The organism is Pontibaca methylaminivorans, from assembly GCF_900156525.1.
Lineage (GTDB): Bacteria > Pseudomonadota > Alphaproteobacteria > Rhodobacterales > Rhodobacteraceae > Pontibaca > Pontibaca methylaminivorans.
In genome coordinates this window covers 25,444-43,759 of the sequence record NZ_FTPS01000002.1, presented here as the reverse complement: position 1 = coordinate 43,759, position 18,316 = coordinate 25,444, and the positions used below count along the sequence as shown (strand labels likewise).

Below are 18,316 nucleotides of genomic sequence, written 5' to 3'. Positions count from 1 at the left end.
GGGGTCGCGTTCGTTCCAGCCCGCATTGCGGGCGGCGCCGGGGCCGCCCGCCCGCGGTCAGCTGATCTTGTCCACCATCAGCGTCGCCAGCCCCAGGAACACCGCGAATCCCACCACGTCCTGAAAGGCGGTTTCAAAGGGCCCGGCGGTGGTTGCGGGATCAAAGCCCAGCCGGCGCGACACCATGGGAATGAGCGTGCCCATGAGGCCGGCGGTCAGCATCGAAAACACCATGGAAATCGCGATCACCGCCGCCAGCATCACGTGGTGCGACCAGACCATCGCGATGGTCCCGAGAAAGAGCCCGCAGACCAGCGCCATCAGCAACGCGGTGGCGGTTTCCTTCAGCAGCGCGCCGGGCAGGCTGCTCAGCCGGCCGGTGTCCAGCGCGCGCACGGTGATCGCAGCCGCCTGCAGGCCCACATTCCCCGACACGGCCGAGATGACGGGCATGAAAGAGGCCAGAAGGATCACCCGTTCGAGAACCTCGTTGAAATGCGCGATCACGAGCCCCGCGCCCAGTTCCAGGACGATGGTGCCAAGCAGCCAGGGCACGCGGGTGCGGGCGGCCTCGGCCGGGCTCATGCGGGCCATGGCCTCGGCGTCGCCGCCGACCGATTTGGCGTAAAGCCGCCGCAGGCGCGCCGCGACCACCCCGATCGCGTCGTCGGCGGGAATGATGCCAAGCAGCATCCCGTCCCGATCCGTGACCGGCAGCGCCAGGAGCTTGTCGCGCGACAGCAGCGCCGCCGCCTCGTCATCGGCGGCTTCGGGCGCAAGGGTGACCAGATCGGTTTCCATGACCTCGGACACAGGGCGCCCGGCGTCGCTCATCACCAGATCCCGCAGCGAGATCGCGCCGAGCAGACGCTCCCGCCGCACCTCCGGCGGCCCTTCGGACGGCCCCTCGGGCGCAACCACGTAAAGGTTGTTCGGCATGTCGTGAAACGGATCTGTCCGGCGCATGCGCTCGATCGCCTCGGCAACCGACATGGCCCCGTCCAGCCGCACGAAATTCGTGGTCATCAGGTGCCCCGCGGTGCCCGGCGCGTGCTTGCGGCGGCTGCGGGCATCCGCTGCCATGGTCGCCGGGACGTAATGGCGCGCCAGCATCTCTTCGGCCAGGTCGGGGGCGGCGCTGGCGATGACGCTGGCCGCATCGCGCGGCGGCATCACGTCGATCACGGCGCTGACATGTTCGGCATCCAGCCCGCTGACGGCCTCGGCTTCTTCCTCGGGGGCGAGATTGGTCAGCACCTCGGCGCAGATGTCGGGATCGAGCAACGCGCAGATCCGCTGGATCTGCTCGGCCGGCATGTTGCTGATCGCCTGGCTGATGCTGTCTGCATCCTCATCGGCCAGCGCGGCGGTGATCTCGGCGTCGTTGTCCCTGGCGGCGAGCAGCCGCTCGAGCCGTTTTCGGACCTCGCCGTCATCCCCGCCCGGGTCGCGGTCCGAATCCCGGTCCGAATTCCGGTCCGAAGCTCCGCCCGAATCCTTGCCCGATTCCTTGCCCGTCACGTTCTGCATCGCCTGCCTCCGGTTTCCGTTCGCGTAAGAACCGGGCCGGAACCGCAAAAGTTCCCCGACCCCGCACGCCCCGCACAAGGTTACGGAGGGTGCGGCCCGGGATCGGCCCCGCGAACCCGGAAATGATGCGGATATGGTCTTTGCCGGATTTCGGGTGCATCATGCCGGCAGGCGGAGGACACGAGAGAATCGTCATGCGGTTGCGGAGCGCGACAAAGTCCGGCCACCGGCGCCACGGGCGGCGGGGACATATGCCGCGCGGCCGGCCTGCGCAGCGGGGGCGCCACCCCGCCGTCCGGCCCGGCCCGGCGGGGACGTAACCGATGGCCGCACGGCGTTCCCCGCGCAGCCGTCCGCCCCGGCATTGGTGGCGGACAGGCCGGGGCGTCGCGGTCCTTTTCATCTTCAGCCTTCTGTTCAACTCCCTCGCGGTGACGGCCGGGGCCGCGGTCGCCCGTGGCGGCGGCACGGGCGCGGGGCTCGTGATCGAACTCTGCACCAACGGGCAGGTCGAACAGGTAGTGATCCGGGACGGTGTCCCCGCCCCGGCACCCGCGCATGACTGTGCCGACTGGCGCTGCATGCTCTGCGTATCGGTGCTGCCGTCCGTGGACACGGGAGAGGCGGCTGCGCGCGTCCCGGCCCCGCGGGCCACGCGCCTTGTCCTGCCGCCGGTCCCGGACCTGCCCGCATGGCGGGTGCAGGGCCGCTCTGCCAATCCGCGGGCGCCGCCGGCGTGATCTGAAACGCGCGCCCGCCCCCCGATCGGTTCGATCCGGGCAGGGCCGCGGGCGCATCCCGACAGCCACCAGATCACCGGCCGCCGATTGGCGGCGCGCGCCCTCCACCGGCCGAACCCGGCCGTCCGGCGCGATTTCAAAAGGCAGAATTGATGAAAACCACCATGACGATCGCGGCCGCTTCGGCGGCGCTCCTGCTCGGGGCCGGCGCGGCCCCGGCCCATATCACGCTCGACCCGCCGGAGGCGGCCGTGGGCACGACCCACAAGGCGGTGTTCCGCGTGCCGCACGGCTGCGCCGGCGCGGCCACCAGCCGACTGCGGATCCGCATTCCCGAAGGGGTCATCGGCGTCAAGCCGATGCCCAAGCCGGGATGGGAACTGGAAAAGCTGCACGGCACCTATGCGCAGCCCCATGACCTTTACGGCACCCCGGTCAGCGAGGGTGTGACGGAAGTCGCATGGAGCGGCGATCTGCCCGACGACGAATATGACGAATTCGCCCTGCTCGCCTATCTGAGCAGCGACCTGGAACCCGGCACCACGCTCTATTTCCCGGTGGTGCAGGAATGCCGGGACGGCAGCACCGCGCGCTGGATCGAGATCCCCACAGCGGGACATGACGCGCATGACCACGCAACCCCGGCCCCCGGGCTGGACCTTACGGCCGGCCGCTGAGGCCGGCGCGGCGCCCCGGGGCCCGGGGCGTTGCAATCCCGATGATCAACTCGAACACCAAAGGAACAGACCATGATGCCCATTCGGAGCACCTTCATCGCCGCACTCGCGGCCCTTGCCGTCACCCCGGCCCTTGCGCAGGACCATGACGCGATCACCGTCGAGGATGCCTATGCCCGGGTCTCGCCGGGCAAATCGGGCGCGATCTTCCTGACCCTTCACAATCACGGCGATCAGGACGACCGGCTTGTCGGCGCCTCGGTCGCCGGGGACATCGCGGAGCGGGCCGAGCTTCACACCCATGTCGAGGATGACGGTGGCGTCATGCGCATGATCGAGGTCACGGAGGGCTTTGCCCTGCCCGCGGGGGAATCGCTGCGGCTCGAACGCGGGGGCGCCCATGTCATGCTGATGGGGGTAAAGGATCTGCAGGACGGCGACAGCTTTCCGGTCGTGCTGAGTTTCGAACACGCCCCGGAGGCCGAGGCCGACGTGACCGTCGATAACGCCCGCGCCCCCGAGGGCGACGCGCATGATCACGACCACGACCATGACCATGACCATGACCATGACCATGACCATGACGACGATCATGATCACGAGGGTCATGGCGAAAGCCACTGATCCGGGCTGACGCCCGCGGTGCCCCCTGACGGGGCGCCGCAACCGCCCGAAAGGCGGGCGCCATCCGTTCGGCCCCTGCCCGGGTGGCGGTCTTTCCGACTGCAACAGATGATCGCGCCCATGTGATCCCCACATGACTGTTGTTCGGCTTCAAGGTATCAGAGAAAGCGCTTGAGGTGGCACCGGCACGAGGAACCGTTCGGAATGAACAGGCGCAGATGGATTTCGGGCATTCTGGTGCTGCTGGCCACCGCTGCCGTGCTGGCGTTCATCCTTTACCGGCCGGGCGAAACGCCCCCCGGCACCGCGCCGGCCGAGGATCAGGCCCCGGTCGAGGTCGGGGTGGTCACGCTCGAAAGCCGGGCGGTGCCGTTCACCAGCGAACTGCCGGGACGGGTGCTGGCCTCGGCCACCGCGGGGATCCGCCCGCAGGTCAACGGGATCGTGCGGGAACAACTGTTCCAGGAGGGGTCCGAGGTTGCCGCGGGCGATGTGCTCTACCGGCTCGAATCCGACACGTTTCAGGCCGCGCATGACCTGGCCGCCGCGACGCTGAAAGGGGCCGAGGCGGCGCTGGCCGGGGCGCAGGCGCGGTTCGACCGCACGCGGCGGCTCGCCGAGACCAACACCGTCAGCAGCCAGGCGCTCGACGATGCGCGGGTCGATCTGCTCCAGGCCGAGGCGAACGTGGCCTCGGCGACGGCGGCGCTCACCTCGGCGCAGATCGACCTCGACAACACCACCATCCGCGCACCGATTCCGGGGCGGATCGGAATTTCGGCGGTCAGCGTCGGTTCGCTCGTGACCGCGAACCAGAGCGAGGCGCTGGCGACGATCCGCCAGATCAACCCGGTCAATGTCGATCTGATGGACAGCAGCGCGAACCTTCTGCGGCTGCGGGCGCAGATCCGGGCCGGAACGCTTGGCCGCAACAGCGACGGGCGCCCCTCGGTGCGGCTGATCCTCGAGGACGGGTCGGAATACGACGAGACCGGATCCGTCTCGCTGGCCGAGATCACCGTCAGCGAGACCACCGGGAGCTTTGCGCTGCGGGCGCATTTCGCCAATCCGCGCCGGATCCTGCGCCCCGGCATGTTCGTGCGCGCAACGGTCCATGTCGGCAGCACGCCGAACGCCTTTCTCGTGCCGCAGCGCGCGGTGACGCGCAATGCCGCCGGCGAAGCGACGGCGTTCTTCGTGTCCGACGACGGCCGGGCCGAGACGCGCGTCCTTTCGGTCGGGCGGTCGGTCGGCAATGACTGGGTCGCGACGCGGGGGGTTGCCGACGGCGACCGGCTGATCGTGGACGGGCTGCAGAAAATATCGGACGGCACGCCGGTTGCGCCGGTCGAGGTCGAGATCGACAGCAACGGCGTGGTGCGGCAGGACATCGTGCTGCCGCTGGCCGGCAGCGAAGAAGGCGGTGGCGGCGCACCGGCGGGGCCCGCCGATGACTGACCGGACCCCCGCACCCCGAGCGGCCAATCCGCTTGCCAGTTTCTTCATCGCGCGCCCGATCTTTGCCATCGTCCTGGCGATCGCGACCATGCTCGGCGGGATACTGGCCATCACCATGCTGCCGGTGTCGCAGTATCCCGAGATCGCGCCGACCACGGTGCGGGTGACCGCCAGCTATCCCGGGGCCACCGCGCAGGCGGTGGAGAACTCGGTCACGCGCGAGATCGAATCGGCCATGACCGGGCTCGACGGCCTGCTTTACATGGAGGCGTCATCGAGCACCGGGCGGGCCACGGTGACGCTGACCTTCGACAACGCGGTCGATCCCGACCTCGTGCAGGTGGATGTCCAGAACAAGGTGTCGCCGATCCTGACCCGGCTGCCGGAATCGGTGCAGCGCGAGGGGGTGCGGGTGTCGCGCTCGGCCTCGGACATCATGATGATCGGCAACATCATCTCGACCGACGGGCGCTATTCCACCTTCGAGCTTTCGGACATCATGTCATCGACCATCGAGGACAATATCGAGCGGGTCGAGGGCGTCGGCGGGATTCAGGTGTTCGGCTCGGGCTTTGCGATGCGGATCTGGCTCGATCCCATGGCGCTGGCGCAGTTCCAGCTTACGCCCGCTGACGTGATCGCCGCGATCCGGGTCCAGAACGTGCAGGTGACGGCGGGGGCGATCGGCAACTCGCCCACCGGCCCGGGCCAGCAACTGCGGGCCAATATCACCGCCCAGAGCCAGTTGCAGACGCCCGAGGAATTCGGCGCCGTGATCCTCAAGTTCGACGAGAGCGGCTCGACCGTGCGGCTGCGCGACGTGGCCCGGGTCGAGATCGGGCTCGAATCCTATGGCCGCAGCTCGACCTTCAACGGCATGCCCGCCGCCGGCTTCGGCGTGCAGCTTGCCAGCGGGGCCAACGCGCTCCTGACCGCCGATGCGGTGCAGGCCGAATTCGCCCGGCTGGCGGATGCCCTGCCGCCGGGGGTCGAGATCGCCTATTCCTACGAAACCGCGCCTTTCGTGCGGCTGTCGATCCGCAACGTGATCATCACCCTTGTCGAGGCGATGGTGCTCGTCTTTCTGATCCTGCTGCTGTTCCTTCAGGATCTGCGGGCGACGCTGATCCCGATGGTCGCGGTTCCGGTGGTCCTGCTCGGCACCTTCGGGGTGCTGGCGATCTTCGGCTATTCGATCAACATGCTGACCATGTTCGCCATGGTGCTCGCCATCGGCCTTCTGGTGGATGACGCGATCATCGTGGTCGAGAACGTCGAGCGCATCATGACCGACGAGGGCCTGTCCGCGCGCGAGGCCGCCGAGGCCTCGATGGGAGAAATCACCGGGGCGCTGATCGGCATTGCGCTGGTGCTTTCCGCCGTGTTCGTGCCGATGGCCTTCTTTCCGGGGTCGGTCGGGGTGATCTACCGGCAGTTCTCGATCACCATCGCCACGGCCATGACGCTTTCGGCGCTGGTCGCGATCATCCTGACGCCGGCGCTCTGTGCGATCATGCTGAAACCGGCGCGGGGCGAAGCGACGGGCATGCGCTGGTTTTCCTGGTTCAACCGCGGATTCGACCGGATGGTCGGCGGCTATGTGCGGCTGGTCGGCATGTCCCTGCTGCGGCCGCTGCGCCTGCTTGTCCTTTTCGCGGCCTTCAGCGGCGGGGCCTATGTGCTTTACCTCCAGCTTGCCGAATCCTTCCTGCCGGTCGAGGACCAGGGCAGGCTGATGACCCAGATCACCCTGCCGCCCGGGGCGAATGCGGCCAGAACCCAGGCCGTGGCCGATATGGTCAGGGATTACTACCTGACCCAGGAAACCGAGGCGGTGGAGAGCGTCTTCATGAACCTCGGCTTCGGTTTCGGCGGCACCGGCGGCGAGAATGCGGCCATGGGGTTCGTGCGGCTCAGGGATTTCAGCGAACGCGGCGATCCGCGCCTGTCCGCCGCGGCGGTGGCCGAACGCGCGGGCGATCATTTCCGCCAGATCCGCGATGCCGAGATCTACGTGCTGATGCCGCCGACCATCCGCGGGCTTGGCCAGTCGGACGGGTTTTCCATGTATCTCGAGGATACCGGCAATCAGGGTTACGGCGCGCTGATGGAGGCCAGCAACCGGCTGGCCGACGTGGCCGCCGAAAGTCCCCGGATCGACAACCTGCGCGGCAATACGCGGACGCTGGAAAGCGAATTGCGGGTGGTCATCGACCAGGAAAAGGCCGGGGCCTTCGGCATCGACCTCCAGGCCGCCAATTCCCTGCTCGGGACCGCCTTCGCCGGCAGCTATGTGAACGATTTCATCCTGAACGGCGAGATCAAGCCGGTCCATGTGCAGGCCGATGCGCCCTACCGGATGCAGCCCGAGGACATCAACCGCTGGTTCGCGCGCAATTCGCTTGGCGAGATGGTGCCCTTCTCGGCCTTTGCCACCACCCGCTGGGAACAGGGCTCGCCCGCGCTCACGCGGTTCAACGGCTCCTCGGCCATCTCCATGCAGGGAACGGCGGTGTCGGGCGCAAGCTCGGGCGATGTCATGGACCAGATGGAGCGGTTCGTGGCCGAGCTTCCCGGTGCCTACGGCGCCTCGTGGTCGGGCCTGTCCTATCAGGAACGGCTTGCCGGTGCGCAGGCGGTGTTCCTCTACGCGGTTTCGCTCCTTGTGGTCTTTCTGTGCCTTGCCGCGCTTTACGAAAGCTGGTCGATCCCGTTTTCCGTGATCCTCGCGGTCCCGGTCGGGATCTTCGGCACGGTGCTGGCGTCATGGCTGCTCGGGCAGGACAACGACGTCTATTTCAAGGTGGGGATGCTGACCACCATGGGGCTTGCCGCGAAGAACGCGATCCTGATCGTCGAGTTCGCAAAAGCCCTGCACGAACGCGGCCAGGGGCTGATCGACTCCATCCTCGAGGCGGCGCGCTTGCGCCTGCGGCCGATCCTGATGACCTCGCTTGCATTCAGCCTCGGCGTGCTGCCGCTCGCCATCGCGACCGGCGCCGGATCCGGCGCGCAGAACGCGATCGGCATCAGCGTGCTGGGCGGGATGATCGCGACAACGGTGCTCGGCGTGTTCTTCGTGCCGATCTTCTTTTTCATCATCATCCGCCTGTCCACCCCCCGGCGCGCCCGGCCGCCCCGGAGCTGACCCCGGGCCCCGCAACAGCGCATTTCCTGCAGCGGCGGTGGACATATGCGCCGCGGTGGAAATATGAATGTCGGCAGGTTGGTCCGGTGCGGGTGGACAATGGATCGCGGGCGGCAGCGCCGTCTGCGGCGGAAACAGGGGACGAACATCATGATATTCCATGGAAAACGGATTGCCGGTGCCGCGGTCGGGGTGATCCTGTCGGCGGCGCTCGGCTGCTCGGCGGCACTGGCGCAGGGGCGGGATGCGCTTTCGCTGCAGGTGCTGCAGGCCGGGGAAACCGCAGGGCTCGTGCAGAACGATGCTTTCCTGCCGGCAGAGAACAGCACCGATGCGCACGAGCCGTTCAACGGCACCCTCACGCTCGAGGCCACGGAGATGTCCATGGAACCCGCGCTCGAGACGCGCGAGGTGATGGGGCGGGACGCGGCCGTCTTTCCGGGGGTGACGCTCGAATTCTTCAGCCACGAGGGCGAACTGGTGCCGGTGACGCAGGAGGTCATCACACCCCCCGAGGACACCGCAGCAAACAGCTTCTGGCAGATCCTCGTCCAGCCCGGCCGCATCTGGGCCGAGGAGGGCGATGACGGCTGGTCGCGGGCCTCGTTTCCCTTCCTGCTGATGAACCGGCTGGAACAGGATTCGCACAACGGCGTCGCAAGCTTCGCCTACAAGGGCGACGAGGTGACCGGCGTCACCTTCCAGATCGTCCAGCAGACCGCCCCCTATTACGTGCCCGAACATTTCCGCGCCTGGGGCACCCTGCCCGCAAGCCATGACGCCCGCGACGCGGGAACCTATGACGAGGCGCGCGAGGGCTACCGTGCCGAACTGGCCGCGCGGCTGCCCATCGAGGAGTGGGACGAACTCGCACAGAGCGGCGACGGCGAGGCGATCGAGGGTTTCGAGGGCGAGACCAGCGACGACTGGGTGGTGATGCACGCGCTGGTGAAGGACGGCACCATCTATTACCAGCCCTCGCAGACCGGACAGGGGCCCTATCCCTATCCGGCCGCGATGCGTTTCGGCGTCTGGTCGGTGACGAAATCCATCGGGCCCGGCATCGGCATGCTGCGCCTTGCCGAGAAATACGGCGACTGGGTCTATTCGCTCAAGCTGCTCGATTATCTGGACATCGACCCGCCCCATGACGGCTGGACCGGGGTGACCTTCGGCGATGCGGTCAACATGGCCACGGGTCTCGGCGGCAAGGAATTCCACGCCAATCCGAACGATTTCTTTGTCGATTACGACTTCACCGGCACCTATGACGACTGGTATGTCGCCCGTTCCGCCGCCGAAAAGGTCGCCATGCTGAACGAGGTCGGGAATTACCCCTGGGGGCCGGGACTGGTTGCCCGCTACCGGGACCGGGACATGTTCGCGCTCGGCGTGGCGATGAACAACTTCCTGAAATCCATGGAAGGCGAGGATGCCGACATCTGGGACATGATCGCGGAGGAGGTCTTCGCCCCGATCGGCATTTCCCATGCGCCGATGAACCGCACCTTCGAGGAGGACGGCTCGCCCGGGCAGCCGATCATGGCCTGGGGCTGGTTCCCCACGCTCGACGACATCGCCAAGGTCGCGACGCTGCTGCATGAGCGCGGCGCACATGACGGCGTGCAGATCCTGCACCGCGCCCGCACGCAAGCGCTGTTCTCGGTCGAGGGCACGCTCGATCAGGGCCCGGCGAACGCGCTGAAATACGGCAATCCGCGCTACAAGATGGGCACCCATTACATGCCGTTCCGCCCCGCCGAGGATGCCGCGACCATCTGGATGCCCTTCATGAACGGCTATGTCGGCAACCGGGTGGTGCTGGTGCCGAACGGCATGACCGCGATCCGCATCTCCAAGGCCTGGCCCGCGCCGGACGAAGCCGTGGCCGCGGTGGAAGATCCCTCCTCCATGGTCGAGGCCCTTTATCGGCTCGAACCGTTCGGCGAATGAGGCAGACGCCCTTGCCAGGACACACCGGTCGGCCGGATCAAATCCGCCGGCCGGTGCTGTCGTTGCAGGGTCAGGGATAGAATACCCCGCCAAGGGCCCGCCGCGGCTTCGTGCCGTTTGCGGGCAGGGGGAATTCGGCCTCGTCGTCCGGCACGGTTTCGAAGCGCCCTTGCCGCCAGTCCTCTTTGGCCACGTTCCCCGCGCCGCCGGTGCCGGTGTGGGCCGCACCGGCCGCGCGGGGACTCAAACGGGCAACGCCTGGGCCGGTGCATGGTTCCAGGGCGCCGAAATGTGCCTTCCCGCCCCACCCGGGAGCGCATATCCGCGCAGGACGGGAAGACCCGGGCTGTGCCGGTGGCAGCGGCCCGGCTTGCGGGCCCCTTCGGCACGTGTCGATCAAAGGACGATAAGCGGCCTTGGCCCGGGTTCAGCAGAACCCGCGGGCAGGAAATAGGTTCCCGGCCCGCGCGGTCCTTTATTCCGCCGCCTGTTCGGTGAACTCACCGCAGGCGAGCCGGTCTCCGGCATCGCCGGAGGGCTGGCTTTCGTAATCGTCCGTGCCGTCATGGATGACCAGCGCCGCCCCGTCCTCGTCCAGAAGGTCACGGCTCACGTCCAGATTGGGCAGGAACACGTCACCCTGCGCGATGCCGTCGGACCTCACCGTAAGGTTCGGCATGTCGCCGGGATGCGGGCCGCCCTCGACAAGAACGCCATGTTCACGGTCCCCGGCCACATGCCCGCCCGCCGATTCGAAATCATCGGCCGAGCAATCCCCGGTTTCATGCAGGTGGATCGCATAGTCGCCCTCGGGAAGGCCTTCGAGCGCGAGCGTCGCCAGCGCCACCCCGGAAGGCGTATCGCGCACGGTGACGGTGCCGAGCGGGTCTCCCTCGCGGTTCTCGACCTGCGCGGACACCTCGGCGGCGTGAAGAGCGGGCGCGGCCAGACTGACGAGAAGAGCGGTTGCAACAAGTGTCTTCATCTCATCCCCTATCGGTTGCAGAGCGTGGAAAATGTCTGTGCCTGCTCAACGACGCCCCGCGGGGAATGTTCCCGGTCAATTCCGCGCCCGCCGCCGCGGCCGGCCGGAAACCGCGCGACTGCGTGCCCCGGCACGGCCCCGCCCTCACCGCAGTCCGAGCAACCCGAGCGGCAGCAGCACCGCGGTCAGGACCGCGCTCAGCGCCATGGCCATGCCGGCATAGGCTCCGGTGCGCGCGCTTTCATCAAAGGCGGTCGCCGTGCCGATGCCGTGGGCGCTCACCCCCATGGCCAGGCCCCGGGCCCGCGGATCGCGCACCCGGCAGAGATCAAGCACCGGCCCCGCGATCACCGCCCCGAAAATCCCGGTCAGAATGACTATGATCGCCGTCAGCGTGGGTTCGCCGCCGATCTTTTCCGAAATGCCCATGGCGATCGGCGTCGTCACCGATTTCGGCCCGAGCGACAGGATGGTCGACAGCGATGCCCCCATCATCGCGGCGGCACCCATCGCCACGGTGCTGGCGGTGGCCGACCCGAGCAACACGCCCAGCAGGATCCGCCGCCAGTGCCGGCGCAGGTCGGCAAGCTGCTGATACAGCGGAACCGCAAGCGCCACCGTCGCCGGGCCGAGCAGGAAATGCACGAACTGCGCCCCCTCGAAATAGCGCCCGTAAGATGTATCCGTCAGCCAGAGCACGAGGATCAGCAGCGCGACGGCCAGCACCACCGGATTGAGCAGCGCCCGGCGGCCGAAGCGCAGGTGGATCCAGTCCGCGGCGATGAAGGCAAGCAGCGTGAGCGTCAGCCAGAGCAGCGGCGTCCCGGCAAGATAGACCCAGAGATCATGAACATTGCCGGGGGTCATGGCGCGTCCTGCGGTGCCGGGCGGCGCAGCAGCCATTGCAGCGCCAGGCCGGTGACGATGATGGCCAGCACCGTGCTTGCCACCACCGCAACCGCGATCGCCACCCCGTCGCTGCGCAGGTCGGCAAGATACTGGATGATGCCGACACCGGCGGGGACATACAGCAGGCTGAGCCGCGCCAGAAGGCCCCGCGCCACCGTGTCGAGCGATTGCGGAACGCGGCCGCGCCAGCAGAGCCAGGCAAACAGCAGGATCATTCCCATGACCGGCCCCGGAACCGGAAGGCTCAAGAGCCCCGACACGACCTCGCCCGTCAGTTGCAACACCAGCAGTATTCCGATGCCCTGCAACATCGCCTGTCCTCCGCGCATGATTCAGTCATTGGCCTCAATCGACCATCATTGCGCCGGACAATCCACAGGCGCCAAGCCGAATCCGCGCGAAAGTCCCCGTCCGTGCGGCGCGGAAAAGGGGTGGCGGCGGTCGGGCCCCCGCCCCTCTGCCCCGCCGGAGGGCGTTCAGGACGCGAGCGCGCGGGGAAAGAGGTTCGTTTCCTCCAGGTGGATATGGGCCACCACGTCATCGCCCAGCTTGCGCAGGCCCGCATAAAGCGCGCTCCAGGATCCGCAGGCGTCTTCGGGCAGGCGGAGCCCGTGGGTGACATGTTCGATGCGCGCCAGAATCCCGGTGGTGTCGGCATGTTCCTCGGTCATCACCCGGATCGGGCCGGCCATCTTCGCGCCCGCCCCGTGCAGGATCGCCGGAAACAGCACGCGTTCTTCCTTCACCATGTGCGATTCGAGGTCGTCGCGCAGGGCGACCAGCGCCTCGGCCAGGCCAAGCGGCGCCTCGGCGTGGCTGCCATGCACGCGCTCGACCCGCTCGGCCAGCGGAACAAGGGTATCGAGCTCCTCGCGGTGGGTCGCGTGATAGCGCGTCAGGATATGGTCGATCAGGCCGGGGAAGTCCTGCGGCGCATCAGCGTTGGCGCGGCTGCTGCTGTCGCGAAGCCGCGCGATCAGGGCCGAGGGATCGACCCCGGCCTTTTCGGCCGCCTGCTGCAGGCTCAGATCGCCCCCGCAACAGAAGCCGATGCCGGCATCGCGCAATATCGCCGCCGCGCCGGGCAGCGTTGCGGCAAGGTCGCGGATGGTGGTTTCGGGGGCAATGGGCGTGTCGGTCATGGGTTTTCTCCGGTCGGTCGGCGGCCCGCATCGGCGCCGGATGGTTGGCGGCAGAACGATGGCGCGGGAATCGGCAATCAGGCGGGCGGCGCGCCACCGGCTGGACGCGAACCAGACTAGGGCCGATTCGCACGATGCCCTTGACTTCGGTTAACCGGATGGCGGTTCCTGCGGCTCGGCGCACGCGGATCTGCGGCGATCTACGGCGCCGCCGGGGGCTGGCGGGGCTGGCGGTGCATGATCGCCGCTTCGACCGGGCGCCCGCCGTGAAAGCGAACGCACACCGGGGCCGGCCGGGGCCGGGGTTCTCCGCTGCAAACGGTGCAGGTTCCTGTCGGCGGATGAAACCGGAACCTCCGCGCATGACTGGCTCGCCGTGGCGATTCCCCGGCCAGAGCCTTCTTCTGGCCCGAAATATCCCCGCCGGAGGCGTAAAGTTCACGACACAATGGTGCTCATGAGGCGACCGGGGCAGGTCAGGACGCCACTCCATCAGCCGCTCTCGCATCGACCGGTGTCAGGCGTGGCCGGCCCCGGCCCGCGCCTCGCCGACGACCGGGGCGACCGGCACTTTTTCATGCAGCAGGATGTCATGGGCGCGGAACATCGGCTCGCGCAGGAAACGGCGCTGCATCGGCCGGTCGTTCAGCAGCGCCGAAAGCGCCAGCAGAACCATGCCCTGATGGTGGGCCATGTGGCTTTTCACCATGGCGAAAAACGCCTGGTCCCGCAGGCGGGCCGGGGTGAAATCCAGCGCCTCGTAAAACCCCGCCTCCGCCAGCGCGCCGAGTTTCTCCAGCCGGCGCAGATTGGCCAACGCCGCGCGCGGCCGCAGCATGAGCGCAAGCGCCGAGGCATAGGGCGCCACCACCCGGTCCCGCGCCAGCCCGCGCCGGAACCCGAGCCCCGGCACGCCAAAGCTGCGATACTGGTAGAATCCCTTTTCGTCGACCCGGTCATAGGCCGATTCCGACACGCCCCAGGGCAGGCCCAGCCGGCGCCCGTGGGCGATCTGGAACGCCACCGCGTTGCGGCAGCTTCGCGTCAGCAGGCTGCCCGTGACTTCGGGCATGAACAGTTGCGGCATCAGGTATTCGAACATCGTGCCGCCCCAGGACACGAGCGTCGGGCTGCCCTCGACCGCCACCAGCGGACGGCCGAGCGCCAGCCAGTGATCACGCGGCAGGCGCCCCTGCGCGATGGCGACAAAGCTTGCAAGCCGCGCTTCCGAGGCCAGCAGGTCATAGGAACTCGCATCGCGCTCGCCGCGGGTCACATCGAAGCCGATGCTCAAAAGGCGCTGTTCGGGCTGCCACAGGAAATCGAAATCCATCGCCGCAAGCGCCCGGCAGCGGCGGGCGAGGTCGCGCCCTGCCCTGCCTGCGGCATCGCCGCCGGCCCCGTCGCCCAGGTGGGTCTGCCACGCCTCGACCTGCGCGCGCAGGCGGCGCAGCCATCGGGCGGCCTCGGCCGGCAGCGGCGCACCGGGCCGCGTGCCGTGCGCAAACGCCCGGTCCAGGTTGTCGGACAGCCGCGCAAGCCGCTGCATCTGTTGCGCGGGCGGCGCATCGGCCGTCAGCGGCTGTTCCAGAGCGGCAGCGACAGCCGCCCATGGCGCGGCCTTCACCACTCTTGCACCCCCGTCGCGGACCAGCGCCTCGGACAGCACCTGCCAGCCATCATGCAGCCCGGACCACATGCGCGCGGCGACCACGGCGGGGGGCGGTGTTTCCTCAAGCCCGCGCGCCACCACCAGCAGGCAGGCCAGCAGATTGCCGCTGTCCACGGTCGAGACATAGGCCGGCGCGAGCGGCGCCAGATCCTGCGTGTCATACCAGTTCAGGAAATGCCCGCGAAAGCGGGGCAGTCGTTCGAGCGTATCGAGCGTTTCACCGATCCGCGCCTGCATCGCGGGCTCGGTCAGGTAACCGAAATCCCGCGCCGTCAGCACCGCCGCCAGATAAAGGCCGATATTGGTGGGCGAGGTCCGATGGCTGCGCAGCCATTCCGTGCCCCCGGCCCCTTCCGGCCCGTCGCCTTGCGGTCCGCCGCCCGCGCGCTTCTGCAGGTTGTCGCAGGGCAGGCCGTGATCGCGTGGCCCGACCGCGAGTTCGAAATAATGCCAGTGCCGCCGTGCAAGCCCGCCCAGCCAGCGCTGCCCGCCGCGGTCGGGCAGCACCCGCCGCTCCCGCCCCGGCCTGCGGCCGAGCCAGAGCGCAAGCGCCGGCGTCCCCGCCCAGACCAGCAGGAAAGGCGCCGCCACCGGCAGGGCCGCCCCGCCCTGCACCAGCAGCGCACACCCGACCGCCAGTGCCAGCGCCGGCCCCGGCCACAGCAGCCGCACGAATCCCCCGAGATCGGTTTCGGCGCGGCGGGCGGCGGCGCTCGCGGTCTGCCACTCCAGCAGGCGGCGGTGGCTGACCAGAAGCCGCCAGAGGCTGCGGATGATGGCATCGAGGCTGAACACCGCCTCGCAGGGCAACATCGCGAGCGGCAGCGCCGCCTGCGCCAGCCGGCGCCGGGTGGCCTCGGCCGTAAGGCGCCGGTGCAGGGCGCGGTCCATGCGCGGATCGCGCCGCATCCAGTCATGCAGACCAAGAAGGAGCGGCGGCGCGAACAGGATCATCAGCACGGTCATCGTCCAGTAATCCGGCCGCGCCCCGGCCAGCCAGCCATGCAGCAGCAGCACCAGAAGCGCCACCGGCACCAGGCTGCGGCGCAGGTTGTCGAGGATCTTCCAGCGCTGATGCGCATCAAGCGGGTTGCGCCGCCAGGTGCCCCCCGGCCCCGGGACGAAAGGCAGCAGCCAGGGGGCGATCTGCCAGTCACCGCGCGTCCAGCGATGGCGCCGGCGCAGGTCGGTGGCATAGCTTTCGGGATAGTCCTCGTGCAGGTCGATATCGCTGACAAGACCGGCACGGGCGAAATTGCCCTCGAGCAGGTCGTGGCTCAGGATCATGTTCTCGGGAAAGCGCTCGCCGGTGGCGCGGGCGAAGATGTCGATATCATAGATGCCCTTGCCGATGAAGGACGCCTCACCGTAAAGATCCTGATACACGTCCGACACCGCGCCCGAATAGGGGTCGAGCCCGACCTCGTTGGCGAACAGCCGCGCCAGCCGGGTTGCGCCCTTGTAGGCCCCGCTCATCGACACGCGCGGCTGCAGCACGCCGTAACCCGCCACCACCCGGCCCGCGTTTTCGTCCCAGACCGCGCGGTTCATCGGATGCGCAAGCGTCGCGACCAGCCGGCGCCCGGTCTCGGGCGGCAGGGCGGTATCGGCATCGAGCGTGATCACGAAGGCGCAGCCGCGCAGGACCGCCGCATCCCCCGCCAGCAGCCGGCAATCCGCGTCCTGCCGCCCGCGCAGAAAGCGGTTCAGCGCGATCAGCTTGCCGCGCTTGCGCTCCCAGCCCATCCAGCAGCCCTCGGCCGGGTTCCAGCGCCGCTCGCGATGAAACAGCGCGAAACGGGGCGGGCCATCGCCGGCATGGCGGGCATTCAGCGCCTCGATGGCATTGGTCGCGGCGGTCAGCAATGCGCCGTCCTGCGGCATCTCGCGCGCGGCGGCATCGCCGAAATCGCTCAGCAGGGCAAAGAACAGGTTGCCGTCGCGGTTCCCGAGACAGCGCAGCTCCAGCGCCTGCGCCAGGTCCGCGATGCCCCGGGGCGAGGTCAGCATGCAGGGCACCGCGACCAGCGTGCGGCAGGCATCGGGGATGCCCTGCGAAAGGTCGAGCCGCAGCAGCGCGCGCGGCGCCAGCAGGAACGTGACCGCCGCGTTGACCAGCGCAACCGCAAGGTGGCTTGCCCCGATGGCCAGCGCCAGCGTGACCAGCACCGCGGGCAGCGGATGCAGCCGCCAGATCACCGGCAGCGCGGCCGCGACCATCAGCAGCGTGATCAGCCCGATCGGGCCAAGATGGAACCCGAGCACATGCCGCCGCGCAAAGCGGGCCGCGCGCAGCCGCAGACCGGGACGCAGGCCAAGGGCGTCCTCCAGCGCGGGCCGCCCCTCCCCGATCAGCCAGTGGGCGACGAGCGCGGGACCGCCGGCGCCGGGCCATACGTCCCGTTCCGGGGCATCATGGATGGCCGCCGCGGCGGCATCGGCCTGCGCAAGCGCGACCTCGGCCGCCTGCCATTCGGGGATGCCGGCGCGCCGCGCCAGTGCCGCGACCTCGCTGCGCAGCCGGTTGCGCCCGGCCGGATCGGTGCGCGCATAGACCGCGCCCGGATCGCGGCGCAGGATCGCCTCGACCACGCTCAGATCCTCGACCGTCCGGCTCCAGTCGGTATGGGCAAAGAGGCGCAGGCTGGCAAAGGCGGCGCGCGCCCGGTCGAGCGCTTCCTGCTGCAGCGCCGAAAGCGATTCGCCGCCCGCCACGGCACCGCTTTCCACGGCACCGCCGGCTTTGGATCTGGCCGCCACCGCCCGGGCCACCGGCGCCAGCCGCACCAGCACCGCAAGCCGCAGCATGAGCGGCACCGCCCAGAGTTCGCGCAGCGCAAGGCGATTCTGCGGCCCCGCCTCCTGCGCGGCGCGAATCCATCCGCGCAGGCGCGCCATATCGACGGGCACCGCGAGATCGCCGACCAGATCGCGCATCAGCAGATAGATGCGCGGGCAGGATTCGCCGTCCCCGTCCCGGCTGAGCGGCAGACGCAGCGGCGCGCCCTCGTCCCCGAGCGCCTTGCGGCAGTCCCGGATCTGTGCCTCGATGATATAGAAGTTTTCCTCGAACCAGATCCGCGCAGGCTCCGGCCCCCGTGCGGCGGGATCGCCCGCGCCGCCCGCAGCCGCAACGGTGCCGAAACTCCGCTGCGCGCCGTGCAGCACCGCCGCCGCCCGCTCGAGCCGGCGCAGCAGCGCCTGCGCACCGCCCTCGCCGCCCGACAGCGGATAAAGCGCGCCCGGCCCTCCGTGCCCGGCCGGATGACCGGCAGGGGCCACGGCGCGGCCGTCCTTCCCGCCGCAGGGGCGCGCGGGTGCACGGGCAGGCGGTCGAAACATTTTTGTGACATCCGGCAATTCCGTCGCAGGAGCGGAACGCCTGCCGCCCCGGAATGGTTCAACCCACGCGGGCGCAATCCGCTTTGGTGACCACGATCCTGCCACGACAGGGCCATTATGCGCGGAAACCCTTGCC

At 68.9% G+C, this 18,316-nt stretch carries 13 protein-coding genes; 6 read left to right on the top strand and 7 right to left on the bottom strand.

Going from position 1 to position 18,316, the window contains the following annotated elements:
• Positions 1–57: 57 nt before the first annotated feature.
• On the bottom strand, positions 58–1,530 hold the full coding sequence (locus B0B01_RS11575) for a magnesium transporter (RefSeq protein ID WP_076650226.1): 1,473 nt from the start codon (positions 1,528–1,530) through the stop codon (positions 58–60).
• Positions 1,531–1,853: 323 nt separating this feature from the next.
• On the opposite strand from B0B01_RS11575, the gene B0B01_RS13070 reads away from it, so the two are divergent.
• The 6 genes from B0B01_RS13070 to B0B01_RS11545 all read left to right on the top strand — a co-directional run bounded on the left by B0B01_RS13070 (position 1,854) and on the right by B0B01_RS11545 (position 10,130).
• Positions 1,854–2,270: a DUF2946 family protein gene (locus B0B01_RS13070; protein WP_076650225.1), complete on the top strand. Its 417-nt coding sequence runs from the start codon at positions 1,854–1,856 to the stop codon at positions 2,268–2,270.
• 152 nt (positions 2,271–2,422) lie between these two features.
• Positions 2,423–2,947 carry a YcnI family copper-binding membrane protein gene (locus B0B01_RS11565; RefSeq protein ID WP_083946316.1) on the top strand — a complete coding sequence of 175 codons (525 nt, stop codon included), beginning with the start codon at positions 2,423–2,425 and terminating at the stop codon, positions 2,945–2,947.
• A 72-nt stretch (positions 2,948–3,019) separates the two neighbouring features.
• Positions 3,020–3,571, top strand: coding sequence for a copper chaperone PCu(A)C (locus tag B0B01_RS11560; protein WP_076650223.1), 552 nt, complete (start codon positions 3,020–3,022; stop codon positions 3,569–3,571).
• Between the two features lie 204 nt (positions 3,572–3,775).
• Positions 3,776–5,029, top strand: a complete 1,254-nt coding sequence (locus B0B01_RS11555) for an efflux RND transporter periplasmic adaptor subunit (protein ID WP_076650222.1) — start codon at positions 3,776–3,778, stop codon at positions 5,027–5,029.
• On the top strand, positions 5,022–8,177 hold the full coding sequence (locus B0B01_RS11550) for an efflux RND transporter permease subunit (RefSeq protein WP_076650320.1): 3,156 nt from the start codon (positions 5,022–5,024) through the stop codon (positions 8,175–8,177). The genes B0B01_RS11555 and B0B01_RS11550 overlap by 8 nt, the downstream gene beginning before the upstream one ends.
• A 150-nt stretch (positions 8,178–8,327) precedes the next feature.
• Positions 8,328–10,130 carry a serine hydrolase domain-containing protein gene (locus tag B0B01_RS11545; RefSeq protein ID WP_143733085.1) on the top strand — a complete coding sequence of 601 codons (1,803 nt, stop codon included), beginning with the start codon at positions 8,328–8,330 and terminating at the stop codon, positions 10,128–10,130.
• Between the two features lie 70 nt (positions 10,131–10,200).
• Here B0B01_RS11545 and B0B01_RS13195 read toward each other — a convergent pair whose 3' ends face one another.
• The 6 genes from B0B01_RS13195 to B0B01_RS11520 form a co-directional block, all read right to left on the bottom strand.
• On the bottom strand, positions 10,201–10,377 hold the full coding sequence (locus B0B01_RS13195) for a hypothetical protein (RefSeq protein WP_159438979.1): 177 nt from the start codon (positions 10,375–10,377) through the stop codon (positions 10,201–10,203).
• 228 nt (positions 10,378–10,605) lie between these two features.
• On the bottom strand, positions 10,606–11,115 hold the full coding sequence (locus tag B0B01_RS11540) for a superoxide dismutase family protein (protein ID WP_076650220.1): 510 nt from the start codon (positions 11,113–11,115) through the stop codon (positions 10,606–10,608).
• A gap of 144 nt (positions 11,116–11,259) precedes the next feature.
• A complete protein-coding gene (locus B0B01_RS11535) occupies positions 11,260–11,982 on the bottom strand; it encodes an LrgB family protein (protein WP_076650219.1) in 723 nt (240 codons plus the stop codon).
• Entirely contained in the window at positions 11,979–12,353 is a 375-nt protein-coding gene (locus B0B01_RS11530; protein ID WP_234967793.1) for a CidA/LrgA family protein, read from the bottom strand. Before B0B01_RS11530 ends, B0B01_RS11535 begins: the two co-directional genes overlap by 4 nt.
• 147 nt (positions 12,354–12,500) lie before the next feature.
• Positions 12,501–13,166, bottom strand: coding sequence for an iron-sulfur cluster repair di-iron protein (ric, locus tag B0B01_RS11525; protein ID WP_076650217.1), 666 nt, complete (start codon positions 13,164–13,166; stop codon positions 12,501–12,503).
• A 517-nt stretch (positions 13,167–13,683) separates the two neighbouring features.
• Positions 13,684–18,120: a glucoamylase family protein gene (locus B0B01_RS11520; protein ID WP_076650216.1), complete on the bottom strand. Its 4,437-nt coding sequence runs from the start codon at positions 18,118–18,120 to the stop codon at positions 13,684–13,686.
• Positions 18,121–18,316 lie beyond the last annotated feature (196 nt).